The sequence below is a fragment of the Lentzea tibetensis genome (assembly GCF_007845675.1).
Classification (GTDB): Bacteria; Actinomycetota; Actinomycetes; order Mycobacteriales; family Pseudonocardiaceae; genus Lentzea; species Lentzea tibetensis.
In genome coordinates this window covers 244,349-259,878 of record NZ_VOBR01000001.1, presented here as the reverse complement: position 1 = coordinate 259,878, position 15,530 = coordinate 244,349, and the positions used below count along the sequence as shown (strand labels likewise).

Genomic DNA, 15,530 nt, shown 5'->3' with positions numbered 1-15,530 from the left:
CTTCATGATCGTGGTTCCTCTCGTGCGCTCAGGCGCGCTCGTCGCGCCTCGAGGAAGGTTCGTTCGGTGTCGTTGGTGGCCAGGGCGACCGCTTCGTCGTAGGCGGCGACGGCATCGGCGGTGCGGCCGAGCCGGGTGAGCAGGTCCGCGCGAGCGGCGGGCAGCAGGTGGTAGCCCGGCAGGTCCAGCTCCTCGATGGTGGCCAGCGCCAGCGCCGGTCCGTGCACCTCGGCGACGGCGACCGCGCGGTTGAGCACCACGATCGGGGTCGGGGTGTGCTGCAGCAGCTGGTCGTAGAGCGCCAGCACCTGCTCCCAGTCGGTCGCGGGCCCGTCCGTGTGCACGGCGTTGATCGCGGCCTGCAGCTGGTAAGGCCCCGGCTGGGCACGCCGCAAGCACCGGCGCACCAGCTCGTGCCCCTCTGCGATCAGCTCCCGGTTCCACCGCGACCGGTCCTGCTCCGCGAGCACCACCAGCTCACCCGAAGGCCCCACCCGCGCCGGCCGCCGGGCTTCGGTGAGCAGGAGCAGCGCCAGCAGCCCGATCACCTCCGGCTCGTCGGGCATCAGCTCGGCCAGCGCCCTCGCCAGGCGGATCGCCTCCAGGCACAGGTCCGTCCGCAGCAGTTCCCCCGACGTCGACGTGTACCCCTCGTTGAAGACCAGGTAGAGCACGGTGAGCACCGAGGCCAGCCGGTCGGGGAGCTCGGCGGCGGCGGGCACCCGGTAGGGGATGCCGGCGTCGCGGATCTTCTTCTTCGCGCGGACGATCCGCTGGGAGACGGTCGCTTCCGGCACCAGGTAGGCCCGCGCGATCTCCGGCACCTCCAGCCCGCCGAGCAGGCGCAGGGTGAGCGCGGTCTGCGCGAGCGGCGACAGCGCCGGGTGGCAGCAGGTGAACATCATGCGGAGCTGGTCGTCGCGCACCGGTCCCACCTCCTTCGGCTCGTCGGGTTGGTGCAGCAGCAAGGCCTGCGCGTGCCGGGCCTCCCTGGTGGACTCCCGGCGCAGGCGGTCGATCGCCCGGTTTCGGGCGGTGGTCACGATCCACGCGCCGGGATTGGGTGGAGGTGCCTCGTCCCACTTCTGGACGGCGACCGCGAACGCGTCCTGCACGGCCTCCTCGGCGAGCCCGATGTCACCGAGGAGGCGGGTCAGCGTGGCCACGCACCGGCCGTACTCCGCCCGGTAGACGCTGTCCAGATCCATCAGCGCCGCCGCGACCCGTCGTCGAACGGGCGCACCTCGATCGGCTGCCCGCACGCCAGCGCGCACTTGCTGGCCCAGGCCAGCGCCTGGTCGAGGTCGTCGGCCTGGATCACCCAGAACCCGCCGAGCTGTTCCTTCGTCTCGGCGAACGGGCCGTCGGTCATCGTGGTCGTGCCGTTGGCGGGGCGGACGACCGTGGAGGCGTGCGAGTGCTGCAGGCCGCCGACGAACACCCACGAACCGGCGGCCTTCATCTCGTCGGTGACCTTGCCGGTCCGGGCCATCATCGCCTGCACCTCCTCTTCGGACTCCGGCGGCGCGCTTTCGTCGAGCTGGACGGCGAGCAGGTACTGCTTCATGGCGAAACTCCTCCGAGAAGGTCAGGCGGACAGGCGGCGGGCGATGGCCGGGATCACGATCGCAGCGGCGACCACGTGCGTCAGCATCAGCAACACCTTCGTGGCCGCGGACGCGTCCGCGAGCACATCGGGAACCAGTGACAACGCGGTGAGCACGACCGTGGTGCGGACGAACGCCGTGCGCGGACGGCGAGCCGTGCGGGCCAGCACCAGTGCGAGCACCAGGCCCACCGCGGAGCAGATGGCGGTCAGCACGGCGAACCCGGACACCGGGATCGGCGCGCCACCGACGACGAGGCTGATTCCGGCGAGCTCACCCGCGGCGGCGACGGCCGCGGTCGCCGCGGCGGCGATGGCCGTGGCGGTCAGGCCACCGGTGACCAGTGGCTTCGCGGGTGTGGTGGTGATGACGGACATCGTGTGCCTCCGGTGAGTGGCGACCGGCCCGTTGCCGGTCTCTCACCCTGGCTACGAACGCGCTCGACGCCATTCGACATCACCGCAGAAAGAATTCAGGCGGGTTTGCGGATCAGGCCGGTGTAGCTGGCGATCGCGAGTGTCGCCAGTGCCCACACGGCGATCTGGATGCACCAGATGGCGATCGTGAAGCCCTGGCCCCAGCGGGTCGCGGTGTCCAGGTCGCATCTGCTGCGCAGGCCGGTCGTACCTAGTGGGAGTCCTCGGTCGATGCCGAGGCCCACCAGCTCGATGAAGCTGCACGGGGTTCCCGCCGGCGCGGCCTGCGTCGTCACGCGTTCTGCGGCCAGGTGGCCTGGGCGCGTGTCGACCTGGCCCGCGACCCAGCCGAGTGTGCCGGACAGCGTCAGCGCGATGATCAGGGCCAGGCCGAGGCGGGCTGCTCGGTAGCCGTAGCCGCCGAGCACTCCCCAGATGGCGTGGATCCACTGGGCGGGGCGGTTGCCCAGTGCTTCGGGGTTGCGGCGGCGCAGGTCCTGTTGTTGCGCGATCAGGATGTGGCGTGCGTTGTGGTCGTGGCCCGCGGCGCGTTCGACCGCGGCCAGCTGCTGGTAGGGCTGGGGCCGGTACTCGTTGGTGTGGAAGCGGATGAGGTGCAGCCACTGCTTCCACGTCATGCGCCCGAGACTGGCGTAGGTGAACATGTCGAGGCTGATGCGACCTGATTGGTGGCAAGGGCCTTGGCTGTCCGGACGGGCACATACAAGCGTCGCTTCCAGGTGGGCCTGCTGGTTCAGCACTGCTTCCCTGAGGTCGATCTTCAGACCGCGGTCGGTGGTGGCCGTGAGTCCTTGACATGCAAGCGGCCCCTCGATGCGTGTGCCGCTCAAGTCCACGACGCCGCCCTCACCGCCTCCGGACACCGTGGCTGAATCGACGAACAGTATGTCGTTGAAGCGAGCTGCCTGGGCTTGGATCGCTGGGCCGCGTGAGTCGACGATATTCGCATTGGTCAAGGACGCGACGCCCTCGATGCGCGCACCAGCGAGCAGAAAGCTTCCGTTGTGGCTCTTGCTAGTGATCTTGATGTCGCGGGCGAACAGGTGACTGTCTGTGTGCATCGAGTCGGCGTCGACTGCGGGACCGTCGTCGTTGGTGAGGTTGGCCCCGTCGAGGTCCACCTGTCCGCCGATGTGCGATCCGACCAGGCGGATGGCACCTTTTACACCGTTGCCGACGATCTTCGTGTCGGAAAGGAGCAGGTTGCCCTCCATGCGTATGGAGTCGGCGTTGATGGCGGGGCCCCGGTTGTTTGTGATGGAGGCACGCTGGAAGGCCACTTGCCCGCCGATGTGAGCAGCGCGCAGTGAAACAGCGCCTTCTTCGTTATCGCTGGTGATCTTCGTGTCCCTGAAGAAGAGCATGTTGTTCGTGTGCAGCGCGTCTGCGGCTACTGCGGGGCCTTGGCTGCTCGTGATCAATGCGCCAGTGAAGTTGATTTGACCGTCGATGCGGGCACTCAGCAGCTGCACTGCGCTCTCTTGCTGGTCGCATTTGATCTGCACGCCCACGAGGATGAGGTTGGCCATGATGTGCAGCCGGGATGCACTCAAGGTGGTCATCAGGCTCATGGTGAGATCGAGAAACGGGAGCTCTGCTTCTCGCGCGTAGATCTTCTCTGGAACCGCGCAGTGAACAAGCCTGAGGCCGGTTGTGGCGCGCACGTGGGCCAGGTCCAGTTCGCCCGTGAGGTGTGCGCCTGCGATCCGCACACCTCGTGGATCGAGTTCGCCCCGGCGGCCGAGCAGGAGTTCGCGGATTAGCTCTGCTCGGACGACGTGGTCAGGATCATCGCTCGTGGCGAGCTCCTCGACGTCCAGGTCGCTGCACACCACCTCGACACCGCGGCGCGCGGCTTCGACGACCTCCTTCTCCTGGTCACTCAGATCTGCCAGTACGGGGATCGGCTCCGGCACGGTCACACCTGTCTGTCGATCAACCGGCCCAGACCGATACATCGGAGTTGGAACAAACCGGTGACAAATACTGGTCTAGCCCAGTATTGTCGGTGTGCAAACGCTCGACGAGGGGGGCGATGGTGGGGGTCATCCAGCTCCGCGTCGACAACAGGCTGATCCACGGTCAGGTCACCTTGGCCTGGGTCGGCTACCTGGACGTCGAACGTCTCGTCGTGGCCAACGACGAGGTCGCGCTCGACGAGTTCCAGCGGATGCTGCTGCCACAGTCGGCTCGAGGGGTGCCGACTGCGGTGCTGAGCATCACCGACGCGGTGAAGTTCTGCCGCGACCCGCTTCGGGGGGAGCGGGTGATGGTGATCGCGCGGCAGGCAGAGGATGCCTTCCAGCTCATGGCTGAGGGCCTGCCTGCCGCGTCGGTCACCGTCGGCAACGCCGCGCCGGAGCCGGGGACCGAGTTCGTGATGGTCACCCGGTCCGTCGCCGTCACCAAGGAGCAAGCCGCCGGGTACCGCGCGCTCGCCGAGTCCGGCGTGCCGGTCTTCTCGCAGCTCATGCCCACTGATCGCCCGGTCGACTTCATCGGGCTCCTGGCCAAGAAATCGTTGTGAGGGGAACAACGTGCTGGTCGCGATATTGCTGACCCTGCTCAGCATCGCATGCATCTACGACGCTCTCGGACCCAACCTGATCTTCGCGAACCGGCCGCTCATCGGCGGGACGCTCGCCGGCCTCATCGTGGGCCAGCCGGTGCTCGGCATGGCGATCGGCGCGACGCTCGAACTGACCGCGCTCGGCGTCTACACCTACGGCGGCGCAACGATTCCCGACTACCAGACGGGTGCGATCGTCGGCACGGCACTGGCCGCGTCGACGACGGCGCCGCTGTCCGAACAGGTCGCGCTCGGGCTCGGCGTCGGCCTGCCCGCCGCGCTGCTGCTCGCCGCGCTCGACCCGATCGGCCGGTTCCTGCCGGCGTTCTGGTTGCACCGCGCGGATCGCTACGCGGACGAAGGCAACGCGCGGGGGATAGCGCTGATGCACTGGACCGCGTTCACGCCGTGGGCGGCGGTCCGCGCGATCCCGACGTTCCTCGCCGCGTGGGCGGCGTCGACCGGGGTGGTGCAGAAGATCACGCAGTCGATCCCCGAGGGTTTCACGACGGGCATGGCGCTCGCCGGATCTCTTCTGCCCGCAGTGGGTTTCGGGTTGCTGCTCACCGTGATGCCGCTGCGCCAGTACTGGTACCTGCCGATCCTCGGCTACGTCCTGTTCGCCTACCTCAAGGTTCCGCTGTTCGGCATCGCCCTGTTCGGGCTGGCGATCGCAGGTATGTACATGGCGCTGCGCAAGCGCGAGGAGACCGCCGATGTCCACTGAGAACGCGGTGACGCGCGCGGACCTCAACCGCGCCTTCTGGCGGTACTTCTGGTCGTTCCAGATCTCCTGGAACTACGAACGCATGCAGGCGCTCGGCTTCTGCTACGCCATCGAACCCGTGCTGCGCAGGCTGAACCCGGACCCCGCGGACTACTCGACGGCGTTGAAGCGGCATCTGCAGTTCTTCAACACCTCGCCGTTCATCGGCGGACCGCTGGTGCTCGGCGCGGCCGTCGCGATGGAGGAGGCCGGGGCGAAGTCCTCGGCGCACAGCCTGAAAGTCGCCTTGATGGGGCCGCTCGCCGGCGTCGGCGACACGATCACCTTCGCGCTGTACAACAGCATCATCTTCACGATCGGCGCGTCGTGGGCGTTGCAGGGCAGCATCTTCGGCCCGATCTTCACCGCGGTCATGGTGCTCGTGCCCTACTTCGCGGTGCGGCGCTGGCAGTTCGTGTGGGCCTACCAGCAGGGCTCGAAGCTGGCCGCGCGGCTCGCGACCGGTGCGCTGACGAGGCTCACCGAGGGCGCCACGGTGCTCGGGCTCATCGTGCTCGGCGGGTTCATCCCGTCGATCGTCAAGATCGTGACCACGCTGACCTACCGGCAGCAGGTCGACGTGCAGGGCACGAGCACCGTGCAGGAGATCAAGGTCCAGGAGCAGCTGGACGCGGTGCTGCCGTTCCTGCTGCCCGTGCTCGTGACGGCCGGGACCTATCTGCTGATCAAGAAGTTCCGCCTCAAGCTGGTCTGGATCATCTCGATCGTGGCCGCCATCGGGTTGTTGCTCGGCTGGCTCGGCTGGTTCGCTCCCGCGCTGCCGGAGGTGCCGAAGTGACTGCGCCGCAAGTGGTTCTCGTCGGGCACGGCGCGTTGCCGAGCGGGGTGCGCGACGCGGTCGAGCTGATCCTCGGCGCGCAGTCGAGGCTGCACGCCGTGGAGCTGCCGCCCGAGATGGCGCCGGAGGGTTTGCGCGACGAGCTCGTCCGGGTACTGGACGGGGGCGGCGAGGCCGTCGTGCTGACCGACGTCTTCGGCGGCACGCCGCACAACGTCGCCGCGGTCGTGGCCTCGTTGCGGGACAACGTCGAGGTGCTCACCGGGATGAACCTGCCGATGCTCGTCGAGGTGCTCACCAGCAGGGCCGCGACCGCGGCGGAGCTCGCCGAGGTCGCGCTGAACGCCGGCCGCGGCGGGATCATGCACGTGAGCCTGATGTCGAGGGCGACCGATGGCTGAGCTGCTGTTCGCGGGAACGCGGGCGAACGTCACGCCGCCCGCCGGGTTCCCGATGGGCGGCTACGTCGCCAGGGGCACCAGCAAGGCAACGCACTCGCACGACGCGCTGGAGGTCAGCGCGTTCTGGCTGAGCACGGCCGACGATCCGGGTGTGCTGTGGCTGAGCCTCGACTCGCTCGCCGTCGACGCCGAACTGGTGGGGCTGCTGGCGAGCAGCGCCTCGACCCGGCTCGGCATCCCGGCGGACCGCGTCGTCGTCTGCGCCTCGCACACCCACGCCGCGCCGATGGGCTGGACCCGCAGGCTGCACCCGTCGCTGCCCGGCGGACGCGACGACGGCCTCGTCGCCACCCTGCTGGTCCGCGTCGACTCGGCGCTCGCCGAGCTGCCGGGCCTGCGCAGACCCGTGACGCTGTCCTGGTGCGACGTGTCGACGAGTGGCGTCGGCACGAACCGCAACCGCCCGGACGGCCCGCACGACAACACGACCGGCGTGCTCGCGGTTCGTGGTGCCGGAGATTCGATCGACGGCCTGCTGTTCGACTACGCCAGCCACCCGACCGTGCTGGGCCCGGAGAACCTGGCGTGGTCGGCGGACTGGCCGGGTGCCGCGCGTGCGGCGTTGTCGAAGGCGCTGCCCGCCGCGGTCATCGGGTTCCTGCAGGGCGCGGCGGGGGACGCGAGCCCGCGGTTCATCCGGCAGAGCCGTGAACACGGCGAGGTCGACCGGATCGGCGGGTTGCTGGCCACCACGATCCTCACCGGACTGGCGCACGGCTCACCACTGCCCGCGGTCGTGCCTTCGGTGCACCGGAAGACGGTCACGCTGCCCGTGCGGCAGGTGCCGCCCGCGACCGCGATGCATCCGCTGATGGCGTGCGCGGGCCTGGCGGCGGACACCCCGGCGGGCCGCATCAACCAGACGCGACTCGAAGGTGCGCGTGCGCTGGCGGCGCTGGCACCGGCCGACCTGCCCGCGACACTGGACCTGCCGCTGAGCGTGGTGACGCTCGGCGAGGTCGCGTGGGTGCACCTGCCGGTGGAGCTGTTCGGCTCACTGGGACTGCGGATTCGTGCCACGAGCCCGTTCCCCGTCACCAGGGTCGTCGGCTACAGCGACGGCTACTTCGGCTACGTCGCCGACGCGGACGGCCACGAGCGCCAGCTGTACGAGGCGCTGGTGAGCCTGTTCGACGCGGACGCGGGGGAGCTGCTGGTCGAGCAGTCGGTGCAGCTGCTGCACAGCGCTCGACTCAGTGCTGCACCTGCGTGATCACCTCGTACCGGTCGGCCCGGTAGATCGACCGACCGGTCTCGACGACGAGGCCGGTCGAGTCGCGGGGCGTGCCCTCGATGACGAAGCACGGCTGGGTGCGGGGGATCTGCAGCAGCTTGGCCTCGTCCTGCTCCGGCAGCACCGCCGAGATCCGCGCGCTCGTCGTCTCGACCTTCACCCCCCAGCGCTGCACCAGCTCCTGGTACAGCGACCGGCTCGACCAGTCGAGCTCGGTGATGCCGGGAAACCGGTCCACCGAAAGGTAAGTGCGTTCGATCGCCATCGGCACGCCGTCCGCGGTGCGGAGCCGGACCAGCCGCATCAACGGCCGCCCAACGGATACCTCCAGCAGGTCCGCCAGCCGCGCCGACGCCAGCTCCACGTCCGCGTTGAGCACCTTCGCGCCCGGCGTCATGCCGTGCTGCCGGGCGTAGCCGGAGAACGAGGTGACCAGGTCGACCTGCGCGGTCTTGGGTTCGGCGGTGAACGTGCCGAGCCGCGGCCTGCGCACGACCACGCCGTCCGCCGCGAGCCGCGAAAGCTCTTGGCGCACCGTCATCCTGGCCACGGCGTACCGGTCGGCCAGCACCCGTTCCGACGGCAGCAGCACGCCTGGTCCGAGCGCGATGACGAGGTTCTCGAGTATCTCGCCGAGCTGGCCGCCCTTGGGGCGGTCGAGCAACAGCTCCGTCGGCATGTCCGTCGACGGGTCGAGGTCGTGCTTGGCGCGCGGCACGGCACCAGTATCTACGAGTTGTGGGCGCCAGGCGTGCCCATCTGGCGGGCACGCCTGGCTTTTCTCAGGCGGCGGCTTTCGCGGATGCGCTCTTCGGGGCCCCGTGGGACTTTCCGGGAGCGCGCACCCCGTTCACGGCCGACGTGTCGAAGGCGAACGTGATCACCGCGGTGGCGATGGCGTCGGCGTTGACGTCGAGCGCGTGCGCGTTGAGGTTGCCGCGCAGGTCGTACGCCGCGTCGAGCTGCGCGTACAGCGCCGCGTCCGCGCCGTCGGCGACGGGCGTGAAGCTGTCGCACGGCTGGTGGTAGCACGGGTCGTACGCCGCGCCGGCCACACCGCCGTACCTGGTCGCCTGGTCGGCGGTCTTCACGCCTTCGGCTCCGGTGAACAGGCCACCGGCGGGAATGCCGACGGCGATGAACGGCCCGTAGTCCGAACGGCCGTCGAACGGCGTGTCGTCCATCGGCTGGCCGCGGCCCGCGTAGAACTTCTCGAAGACGTCCTCGATCTGCGCCGAGCCGGGCGGGATGAAGTCAGGCGGTGCGGTGCCACCCGAGTTGTCGCCGTCGTAGATGCCGAAGAAGTAGTTCGGCGACCCGACCATGTCGAAGTTCAGGTACAGCGCGATCTTGTCCCGCTCCGCCTGCGGCAACGTGGCGACGTAGTGGTCCGACCCGAGCAGCCCGTCCTCCTCGGCGCCCCACCAGGCGAACCGGACCTTCGAGTTCGGCTTCACCTTCGACATCTGGATCGCGACCTCGAGCACCGTGGCGGAACCGGTCCCGTTGTCGTTGATCCCCGGCCCGTTCTGGACGCTGTCGAGGTGGGCGCCCGCCATCACGACGTTGTTCGGGTTGCCCTTCTCCGACTCGGCGAAGACGTTCCACGCGGTGCGCGTGTCCTCGAAGAAGTCCACCTTCACCTTGACGATCGGGTTGCCGACGGCCAGTTCGGCGCCGACCGCGAACGTCGCGGCGACCACCGGGATGGCGAGTCCCGGCGTGTCGCCGATCGTGAAGATGATGTCGGTGCGACCCGGCTGGCCCTCGTTGAAGAAGACCACGCCCGCCGCGCCCGCGGCCTGCGCGTTGAGCGCCTTGAGCGAGAAGTTGCAGCTACCGCGCTGGATCAACGCGATGCCGCCCGCCGGGAAGCCCGCGAAGTCCGCGGCCTCGCACCCGCTGGTGCTCGTGTTCGGCACGGCGCCCGGCGGGAGCACCACGTCCACGGGGTAGAGGGTGCCGGTCGCCTCACCGAGGAAGGTCGGGGTGAAGGCGTTGCGGACGAAGTCGAGGTTCTGCCGGTAGTGCTTCGGCGTGGGGGAGAGCCGCTCCAGCGCGGAGTTGTCCTCGAGGTACGCGAACTCGAACTCCTGCACGGTCGGCTGGTAGCCAGCCCTGCGGAGCTTGTCGACCACGTAGTCGACCGATGCGCGGAACCCCGGCCTGCCCGCGGCCCGGTCGCCGTGGGTGTCGGAGATGGCCTGGAAGGCCCTGAGGTGGCCCAGCACCCCGTTGAGAGTGACCGCCTTGGTGAGCTTGGCGGGGGAGTTGTTGGTGGGGTCGGCGAGCGCCGGATCGGCCAGTGCGACCGGTGTGATCAGCACCAATGCGGCTGTGACGGCGGCGCGGCGCCATGGACGTAGGGACATGTGCTGCCTCCATGCATGTGGAAAGCCCGCACAAGTCCGTCGTCGCGAGGTGTGACCTGCGTTACATCTGTTGGTCGAATGCCGTAGTCCGTTTCGGTGCTCGCTCATGCCTTCCTGGGGAGCGCCAGGTGGACGGCGAAGGCCGCCAGGGTGGTCGCGACCGCCTGGTAGGCGATCGACAGCTCGAGGCTCCTCGCGATGCCGAACACGGCCGCGAGGTCCGGGGTCCACCAGTCGGCGAGCGTGCCGAGGCCGAGCACGTGCCAGCCGAAGAAGCTCGCGCACCAGGCGATCACGAGCCACGGGGCGTGTGCGGGGCGGCGCAGGAAGAGGGTCGTGGACACCGCTGCCGCCGCGTTGATGGCCAGTGCCACGCCGGTGAGCGTCGGGGTGCTCGGCCAGATGAGGGTCGCCGCGGTCTGGAGTGCCAGTACGCCGAACGTCAGCGCGCAGACGATGTGCTTCCTGTCCATTGCGCAGAGGGTACGGGCGGACGCAGCCCGTGAAGCCGCACCCGCGCCGCAGCCATGTCGAGCCTGGGCGCGCGGCTCCGACCTCGATGCGAAACGCTGGGCAGATCGAGAAGGAGCCGACGTGAAGTACCTGATCATGATCTACAGCAACCCGCGCACCTGGGGCCACCCGGTCTTCCTCAACACCGAGGAAGCCGAGGCCATGACCCAGGCCGAGCGCGACGAGATGGTCGCGGGTGAGGAGGCGCTCTTCGCCGAGATCGCCGAGTCGGGCGAGCTGGTGGAGGGGCAGGCGCTGGCCGACCCGATCACCACCAGGACGGTCCGGGTCCACAACAAGGTGCCGGTCACGACGGACGGCCCGTACGGCGAGGCCAAGGAGCAGATGGCGGGCTACTTCATCGTCGACTGCGAGACCCCGGAACGGGCCGTGGAGATCGCCGCGCGGTTCCCGGACGCCAGGTTCGGGCCGGTGGTGGTGCGGCCGATCATGGACTTCTCCGGTCAGGACGTGTGACCGGGCGCGAGATCGAGGACCTGCTGCGCCGGCTGGCGCCGCAGGTCCTCGCGGCGGTCGTGCGCAAGTACGGCGACTTCGAGCACGCCGAGGACGCGGTGCAGGAAGCACTGCTCGCGGCGGCTGTGCAGTGGCCGGAGCAAGGCATCCCCGACCGGCCGGACGGCTGGCTCGTCACGGTCGCCAACCGGCGCATGATCGACCAGATCCGCAGCGAGACCGCGCAACGCAGGCGCGAAATGAACGCGGCCCAGGAGGAACAGCCGGAGGTCAGCGATCAGGACGACACGCTGACCCTCCTGATGTTGTGCTGCCACCCCGACCTCACGCCCGCGTCCCAGATCGGGCTGACGCTCCGGGCGGTCGGCGGCCTCACCACCACCGAGATCGCGCAGGCGTTCCTCGTCCCCGAAGCCACCATGGCCCAGCGCATCAGCCGCGCCAAGCAGAAGATCAGAGGCGCGAAGTTCGTCCTGCCGCCGGAACAAGAGCTGCCGGAACGGCTGCGCACCGTCCTGCACGTGCTGTACCTGATCTTCAACGAGGGCTACACGGCCGTCAGGAACGACCTGGCCGGCGAGGCCATTCGGCTCACCAGGACCATGCACGCGATCCGGAACGACGGCGAGATCGCGGGACTGCTGGCGTTGATGCTCCTCACGAACGCGCGGCACGAAGCGCGCAGGACACCGGAAGGCGACCTCGTCCCGCTCGACGAGCAGGACCGCGCCAGGTGGAAGAAGGATGAGATCCGCGAAGGCATCGCGCTCATCACCGACACGCTGAAGACCGCGCCGCTCGGCCCGTACCAGGTGCAGGCGGCCATCGCGGCGGTGCACGCCGAGGCCGAACGAGCGGAAGACACCGACTGGCGGCAAATCGTCGGCCTCTACCAGCTGCTGCACCAGCTGGATCCGAGCCCGGTCGTGACGCTGAACCACGCCGTGGCACGGGGAATGGCGCACGGACCACGGGCAGGGCTCGCACTCCTCGCACCACTCGAAGCGGAACTCGCGGCACACCACCGGTTCCACGCGGTCAAAGCACATCTGCTGGAGATGGCGGGAGACCGCGAGGCCGCCCGGTCCTGCTACCGGACGGCCGCGAGCCTGACCACCAGCCTCCCCGAGCAGCGCTACCTGCAGGGCCGCGCGGCGAGGCTGGACGTCACGCGCTAGCCGCCATGGCGCGCAGGGTCGTGGTCATGTTCTCCCGCAGCTCGCGCAGCCTGCCCTCCAGAATGTCCGTTCCCCGCGACGGGTTGGCCTCGACGTGCTCGCGCAGTCCGGTCATGCCGGGCCCGTGCTCGAAACCGTGCCGCACCAGCACCTTCGACCCCTGCGGCACCAGCTCGTAGTACCAAAGGGACTCGGTCTTGTGATCGTCGTCGTCGATCACGTCCTTGCCTCCCACGGTCCACGCGAACCGCGTCGGCGCCGTCATCTCGGTGACCTCGCAGATCACGTGGCCGACGAAACCGTGCGGGAACTCGTTGCGCGCCTCGAACCGCGCGCCCACGCCAGGGGTGTCCAGCCAGTCCGCGTGCACGCACTCCGGGCTCCACTCGCCGATCCGGGTCACGTCGGTGATCAGCTCCCACAGCCGTTGCGCGGGCACGTCCAGCTCCAGCTCGACGTCGACTCGGGCACCGGTGACGTAGTCCGTTCGCATGTCTCTCTCCTGCCGTTCGGGGGCACTGTCGCCACGAGGTCGGAGCCGAGCGGGCGAACTCGCCGTCCCCGCCGAAAATTTGTCGTACGGTCCTGCGCCGTGGAGATCCCGACGCTCATCGAGCGGCTCGCCGACCCCGACGACTGGCACGTCGTCACCGCCCGGCTGCAGAAGCTCGGCGACGCCGCGTTCGACCCGCTGGTGGAGACGCTCGCGTCCACCGAGGACCGCGAGGTCGCGGGCAACGCGGCGCACGCGTTCCGCGGACTGGAGGTCCCGCTGGGGCGGTACGTGCCCGCGCTGACGCACCCCCACCCGACGGTCCGGGACCACGCGGCGTACGTGCTGCAGGCCGCGGGTGCCGAGGCGCTTCCGCACGCGCACGCCCTGCTGCCGCTGCTGTGCGACGAAGACGGCGACGTGCGACGGCGGGCCGGGTTCGCGCTGGAAGCCATCGGTGCGGGCGTGGTGCCGCTGCTCCGCGAGCTGCGCCGCACCGGCACCGTGCACGAGCGGCGCGCGGCGCTGGTCGCGCTCGCCGACGTCGGGGGACCGGAGGCGCTCGACGACGCCGACCGCGCGCTGGTCGAGCGGCTGATCCGGGTCAAGCTCCTCGACGAGGACCCGGAGGAGATGCACCTGTGCGGCGGCTGGTACGCGCTGCCGACCACCGACCAGGCCGCCGTGCTGAAGGCGTTCGACCTGTCCGACGCGGTGCCGGTGACGATGCGGCTCGGCGCGGCCGCGTGGAACAACGACCAGCACGCGTCCACACGGGACAGTCCGCACGCCGGGTGCTCCAGGGTGTACGTGAGCCCCGACTTCGAGGGCTGGACGCTGGTGTTCGGCCGGCCGCTCGACCACGACGGCAAGCAGGTCGGCACCCGGTGCGCCGAGCTGAGCCGCGCGTTCGGTGCCGCGCACTGGTACGGGATGAGCTGCGGCGACGGGTGGACGGCGTGGTGCGTCGCCGAGCGCGGTGAGGTGCGCAGGTACTACGACGCGTTCGCGTCGGAGGACCAGGTCGGTGAGCCGCTTCCGGTCGAGGAAGGCTTGATGCCGCCGCACGAGTACCCCGAGGATGACGACGACCGCGACGACTGCTGGGCGACCACGGTCGCGGCCGAGATGTCCGTCGACATCGCCTCACTGGCCTGGGACGTCGGCATCAGCGGGCACGGGTTGCTCGCGCTGACCGGCTGCGGGCGTGAGCACGGCCACCCGCGGGGAGCGCTCGAGATCTGATTTTGGTACGCTCGTACCAGGCCTCGGCAGGGCCTGCGGACGACGGTTCAGTACCCGCTCAGCGACAAGACTGGCCCATGGGAGTGAGTCGTGGCCTGGGTCGTGTTGATCGCGTCCGGCGTGCTGGAGGCCGTCTGGGCCGCCGCACTCGCCGAGTCGCGCGGGTTCACCCGCAGAGGACCGGCCGTCCTCTTCCTCGCAGCCCTGGTGCTGAGCATGACCGGTCTCGCGTACGCCATGAACGACCTGCCCGCGGGCACCGCGTACGCCGTGTGGGTCGGTGTCGGCGCCACGCTCACCGCGGTGTGGGCGATCACGACCGGCAAGGAGAAGGCCACGGTCGCGCGCGTGTTCCTGTTGCTGTGCCTGGTGTGCTGCGTCGCCGGCCTGAAGGCGGTGAGCTGAGTGGCGTGGGCGGTGCTCGTGATCAGCGCGGTGTTCGAGGCCGTGTGGGCGACGGCGCTGAGCGCGTCGGACGGGTTCACCGAGCCGGTGCCGACGGTGGTGTTCGCGGTGGCGCTGGTGCTCAGCATGGGCGGGCTCGCCGTCGCGATGCGGTGGATCCCGGTGAGCGTCGCGTACGCCGTGTGGGTCGGGCTCGGCGCGGCGCTGACCGTCGGAGTCACGATGATCATGGGACAAGAACCGGTGTCCGTCTTGAAGATCGTGTTCCTCGCGGGCATCGTCGGATCGGTGATCGGACTGAAGTTCGTGCGGGGGGAATCATGACTGACCCGAAGGACGACCTGCGCCACTACCTGAACGAAGCGCGCGAAGCGGTGCTGTGGAAGCTCGAAGGGCTGGGCGAGTACGACATCCGCCGCCCGCTGACCCGCACCGGCACCAACCTGCTGGGGCTGGTCAAGCACCTGAGCATCGTCGAGGTGCTGTACTTCGGCTACGTGTTCGGCAGGCCCTTCCCCGACCCGCCCGCGTGGCTGGTCCCGGACGCCCCGCCCGGCACGGACCACTGGGCCACCGAGGACGAGTCGCGCGAGTACGTCGTGGACGTCTACCGGCGGGCGTGCGCGCACGCCGACGCGACCTTCGAGGCGGTGGCGCTGGACGACATCGGCGTCGCACCGTGGTGGCCAGAGGAGCGCAGGCGGATCAGCCTGCACCGCGCGCTGGTGCACGTGATCGCCGAGACCCAGCGGCACGCCGGGCACGCGGACATCGTGCGCGAGCTCGTCGACGGGGCCATCGGGCACGGCGCGGAGCAGGACTACCTGCCGCCCGTCGACCGGGCGTGGTGGGACGAACGGCACCACACCATCGAGGCGGTGGCGCGCCGCTTCGCGTGAGCCCGCACCTCGCGTTTTCACTCGATCCGGGGCCGGATCTCGGCGGCTGTGAACAGTAGGCTCGACCCGACTCTG

The 15,530-nt window shown here is 69.6% G+C and carries 19 protein-coding genes and 1 riboswitch; of the genes, 11 read left to right on the top strand and 8 right to left on the bottom strand.

Going from position 1 to position 15,530, the window contains the following annotated elements:
- Positions 1-2: 2 nt before the first annotated feature.
- The 4 genes from FKR81_RS01125 to FKR81_RS01110 form a co-directional block, all read right to left on the bottom strand.
- Positions 3-1,208, bottom strand: a complete 1,206-nt coding sequence (locus FKR81_RS01125) for an RNA polymerase sigma factor (protein WP_146348977.1) — start codon at positions 1,206-1,208, stop codon at positions 3-5.
- The gene (locus FKR81_RS01120) at positions 1,208-1,567 is read right to left on the bottom strand and encodes a YciI family protein (RefSeq protein ID WP_146348976.1); all 360 of its coding nucleotides are present in this window, start codon (positions 1,565-1,567) and stop codon (positions 1,208-1,210) included. The genes FKR81_RS01125 and FKR81_RS01120 overlap by 1 nt, the downstream gene beginning before the upstream one ends.
- 21 nt (positions 1,568-1,588) lie before the next feature.
- Positions 1,589-1,984: a DUF6069 family protein gene (locus tag FKR81_RS01115; protein WP_146348975.1), complete on the bottom strand. Its 396-nt coding sequence runs from the start codon at positions 1,982-1,984 to the stop codon at positions 1,589-1,591.
- Between the two features lie 95 nt (positions 1,985-2,079).
- The gene (locus FKR81_RS01110; RefSeq protein ID WP_146348974.1) at positions 2,080-3,960 is read right to left on the bottom strand and encodes a hypothetical protein; all 1,881 of its coding nucleotides are present in this window, start codon (positions 3,958-3,960) and stop codon (positions 2,080-2,082) included.
- Between the two features lie 119 nt (positions 3,961-4,079).
- On the opposite strand from FKR81_RS01110, the gene FKR81_RS01105 reads away from it, so the two are divergent.
- From FKR81_RS01105 to FKR81_RS01090, 5 genes are read left to right on the top strand one after another with little or no spacing between them, the layout of a single operon-like run.
- Positions 4,080-4,571, top strand: a complete 492-nt coding sequence (locus tag FKR81_RS01105) for a PTS system mannose/fructose/N-acetylgalactosamine-transporter subunit IIB (protein ID WP_146348973.1) — start codon at positions 4,080-4,082, stop codon at positions 4,569-4,571.
- 10 nt (positions 4,572-4,581) lie between these two features.
- The gene (locus FKR81_RS44795) at positions 4,582-5,340 is read left to right on the top strand and encodes a PTS mannose/fructose/sorbose/N-acetylgalactosamine transporter subunit IIC (RefSeq protein WP_235921175.1); all 759 of its coding nucleotides are present in this window, start codon (positions 4,582-4,584) and stop codon (positions 5,338-5,340) included.
- A complete protein-coding gene (locus tag FKR81_RS44790) occupies positions 5,330-6,178 on the top strand; it encodes a PTS system mannose/fructose/sorbose family transporter subunit IID (protein WP_235921173.1) in 849 nt (282 codons plus the stop codon). Before FKR81_RS44795 ends, FKR81_RS44790 begins: the two co-directional genes overlap by 11 nt.
- Complete coding sequence (locus FKR81_RS43195) at positions 6,175-6,579, top strand: PTS sugar transporter subunit IIA (RefSeq protein WP_186762681.1); 405 nt, start codon at positions 6,175-6,177, stop codon at positions 6,577-6,579. The genes FKR81_RS44790 and FKR81_RS43195 overlap by 4 nt, the downstream gene beginning before the upstream one ends.
- Entirely contained in the window at positions 6,572-7,852 is a 1,281-nt protein-coding gene (locus FKR81_RS01090) for a hypothetical protein (RefSeq protein WP_146348971.1), read from the top strand. Before FKR81_RS43195 ends, FKR81_RS01090 begins: the two co-directional genes overlap by 8 nt.
- On the opposite strand, the gene FKR81_RS01085 is transcribed toward FKR81_RS01090, so the two are convergent.
- The 3 genes from FKR81_RS01085 to FKR81_RS01075 form a co-directional block, all read right to left on the bottom strand.
- The gene (locus FKR81_RS01085; protein WP_222598127.1) at positions 7,833-8,591 is read right to left on the bottom strand and encodes a GntR family transcriptional regulator; all 759 of its coding nucleotides are present in this window, start codon (positions 8,589-8,591) and stop codon (positions 7,833-7,835) included. The two genes, FKR81_RS01090 and FKR81_RS01085, sit on opposite strands and share 20 nt — an antisense overlap.
- A gap of 64 nt (positions 8,592-8,655) precedes the next feature.
- Positions 8,656-10,245 carry a M28 family metallopeptidase gene (locus FKR81_RS01080; protein ID WP_146348970.1) on the bottom strand — a complete coding sequence of 530 codons (1,590 nt, stop codon included), beginning with the start codon at positions 10,243-10,245 and terminating at the stop codon, positions 8,656-8,658.
- A 104-nt stretch (positions 10,246-10,349) separates the two neighbouring features.
- Positions 10,350-10,718: a hypothetical protein gene (locus FKR81_RS01075; RefSeq protein ID WP_146348969.1), complete on the bottom strand. Its 369-nt coding sequence runs from the start codon at positions 10,716-10,718 to the stop codon at positions 10,350-10,352.
- A gap of 121 nt (positions 10,719-10,839) precedes the next feature.
- On the opposite strand from FKR81_RS01075, the gene FKR81_RS01070 reads away from it, so the two are divergent.
- A complete protein-coding gene (locus tag FKR81_RS01070; protein WP_146348968.1) occupies positions 10,840-11,235 on the top strand; it encodes a YciI family protein in 396 nt (131 codons plus the stop codon).
- A complete protein-coding gene (locus tag FKR81_RS01065; protein WP_146348967.1) occupies positions 11,232-12,413 on the top strand; it encodes an RNA polymerase sigma factor in 1,182 nt (393 codons plus the stop codon). Before FKR81_RS01070 ends, FKR81_RS01065 begins: the two co-directional genes overlap by 4 nt.
- Here the strand turns inward: FKR81_RS01065 and FKR81_RS01060 are convergent.
- A complete protein-coding gene (locus tag FKR81_RS01060; protein WP_146348966.1) occupies positions 12,403-12,906 on the bottom strand; it encodes an SRPBCC family protein in 504 nt (167 codons plus the stop codon). The genes FKR81_RS01065 and FKR81_RS01060 overlap by 11 nt on opposite strands.
- A 99-nt stretch (positions 12,907-13,005) precedes the next feature.
- On the opposite strand from FKR81_RS01060, the gene FKR81_RS01055 reads away from it, so the two are divergent.
- The 4 genes from FKR81_RS01055 to FKR81_RS01040 all read left to right on the top strand — a co-directional run bounded on the left by FKR81_RS01055 (position 13,006) and on the right by FKR81_RS01040 (position 15,455).
- Positions 13,006-14,151 (top strand): HEAT repeat domain-containing protein, encoded by a 1,146-nt coding sequence (locus FKR81_RS01055; protein ID WP_186762680.1) that lies wholly within the window; start codon positions 13,006-13,008, stop codon positions 14,149-14,151.
- Positions 14,152-14,165: 14 nt separating this feature from the next.
- A riboswitch (guanidine-III (ykkC-III) riboswitch) is annotated at positions 14,166-14,230 on the top strand.
- An 11-nt stretch (positions 14,231-14,241) separates the two neighbouring features.
- Positions 14,242-14,556: a DMT family transporter gene (locus tag FKR81_RS01050; protein WP_146348964.1), complete on the top strand. Its 315-nt coding sequence runs from the start codon at positions 14,242-14,244 to the stop codon at positions 14,554-14,556.
- On the top strand, positions 14,557-14,880 hold the full coding sequence (locus FKR81_RS01045) for a DMT family transporter (protein ID WP_146348963.1): 324 nt from the start codon (positions 14,557-14,559) through the stop codon (positions 14,878-14,880).
- Positions 14,877-15,455 carry a DinB family protein gene (locus tag FKR81_RS01040; RefSeq protein ID WP_146348962.1) on the top strand — a complete coding sequence of 193 codons (579 nt, stop codon included), beginning with the start codon at positions 14,877-14,879 and terminating at the stop codon, positions 15,453-15,455. Before FKR81_RS01045 ends, FKR81_RS01040 begins: the two co-directional genes overlap by 4 nt.
- Positions 15,456-15,530: the final 75 nt, after the last annotated feature.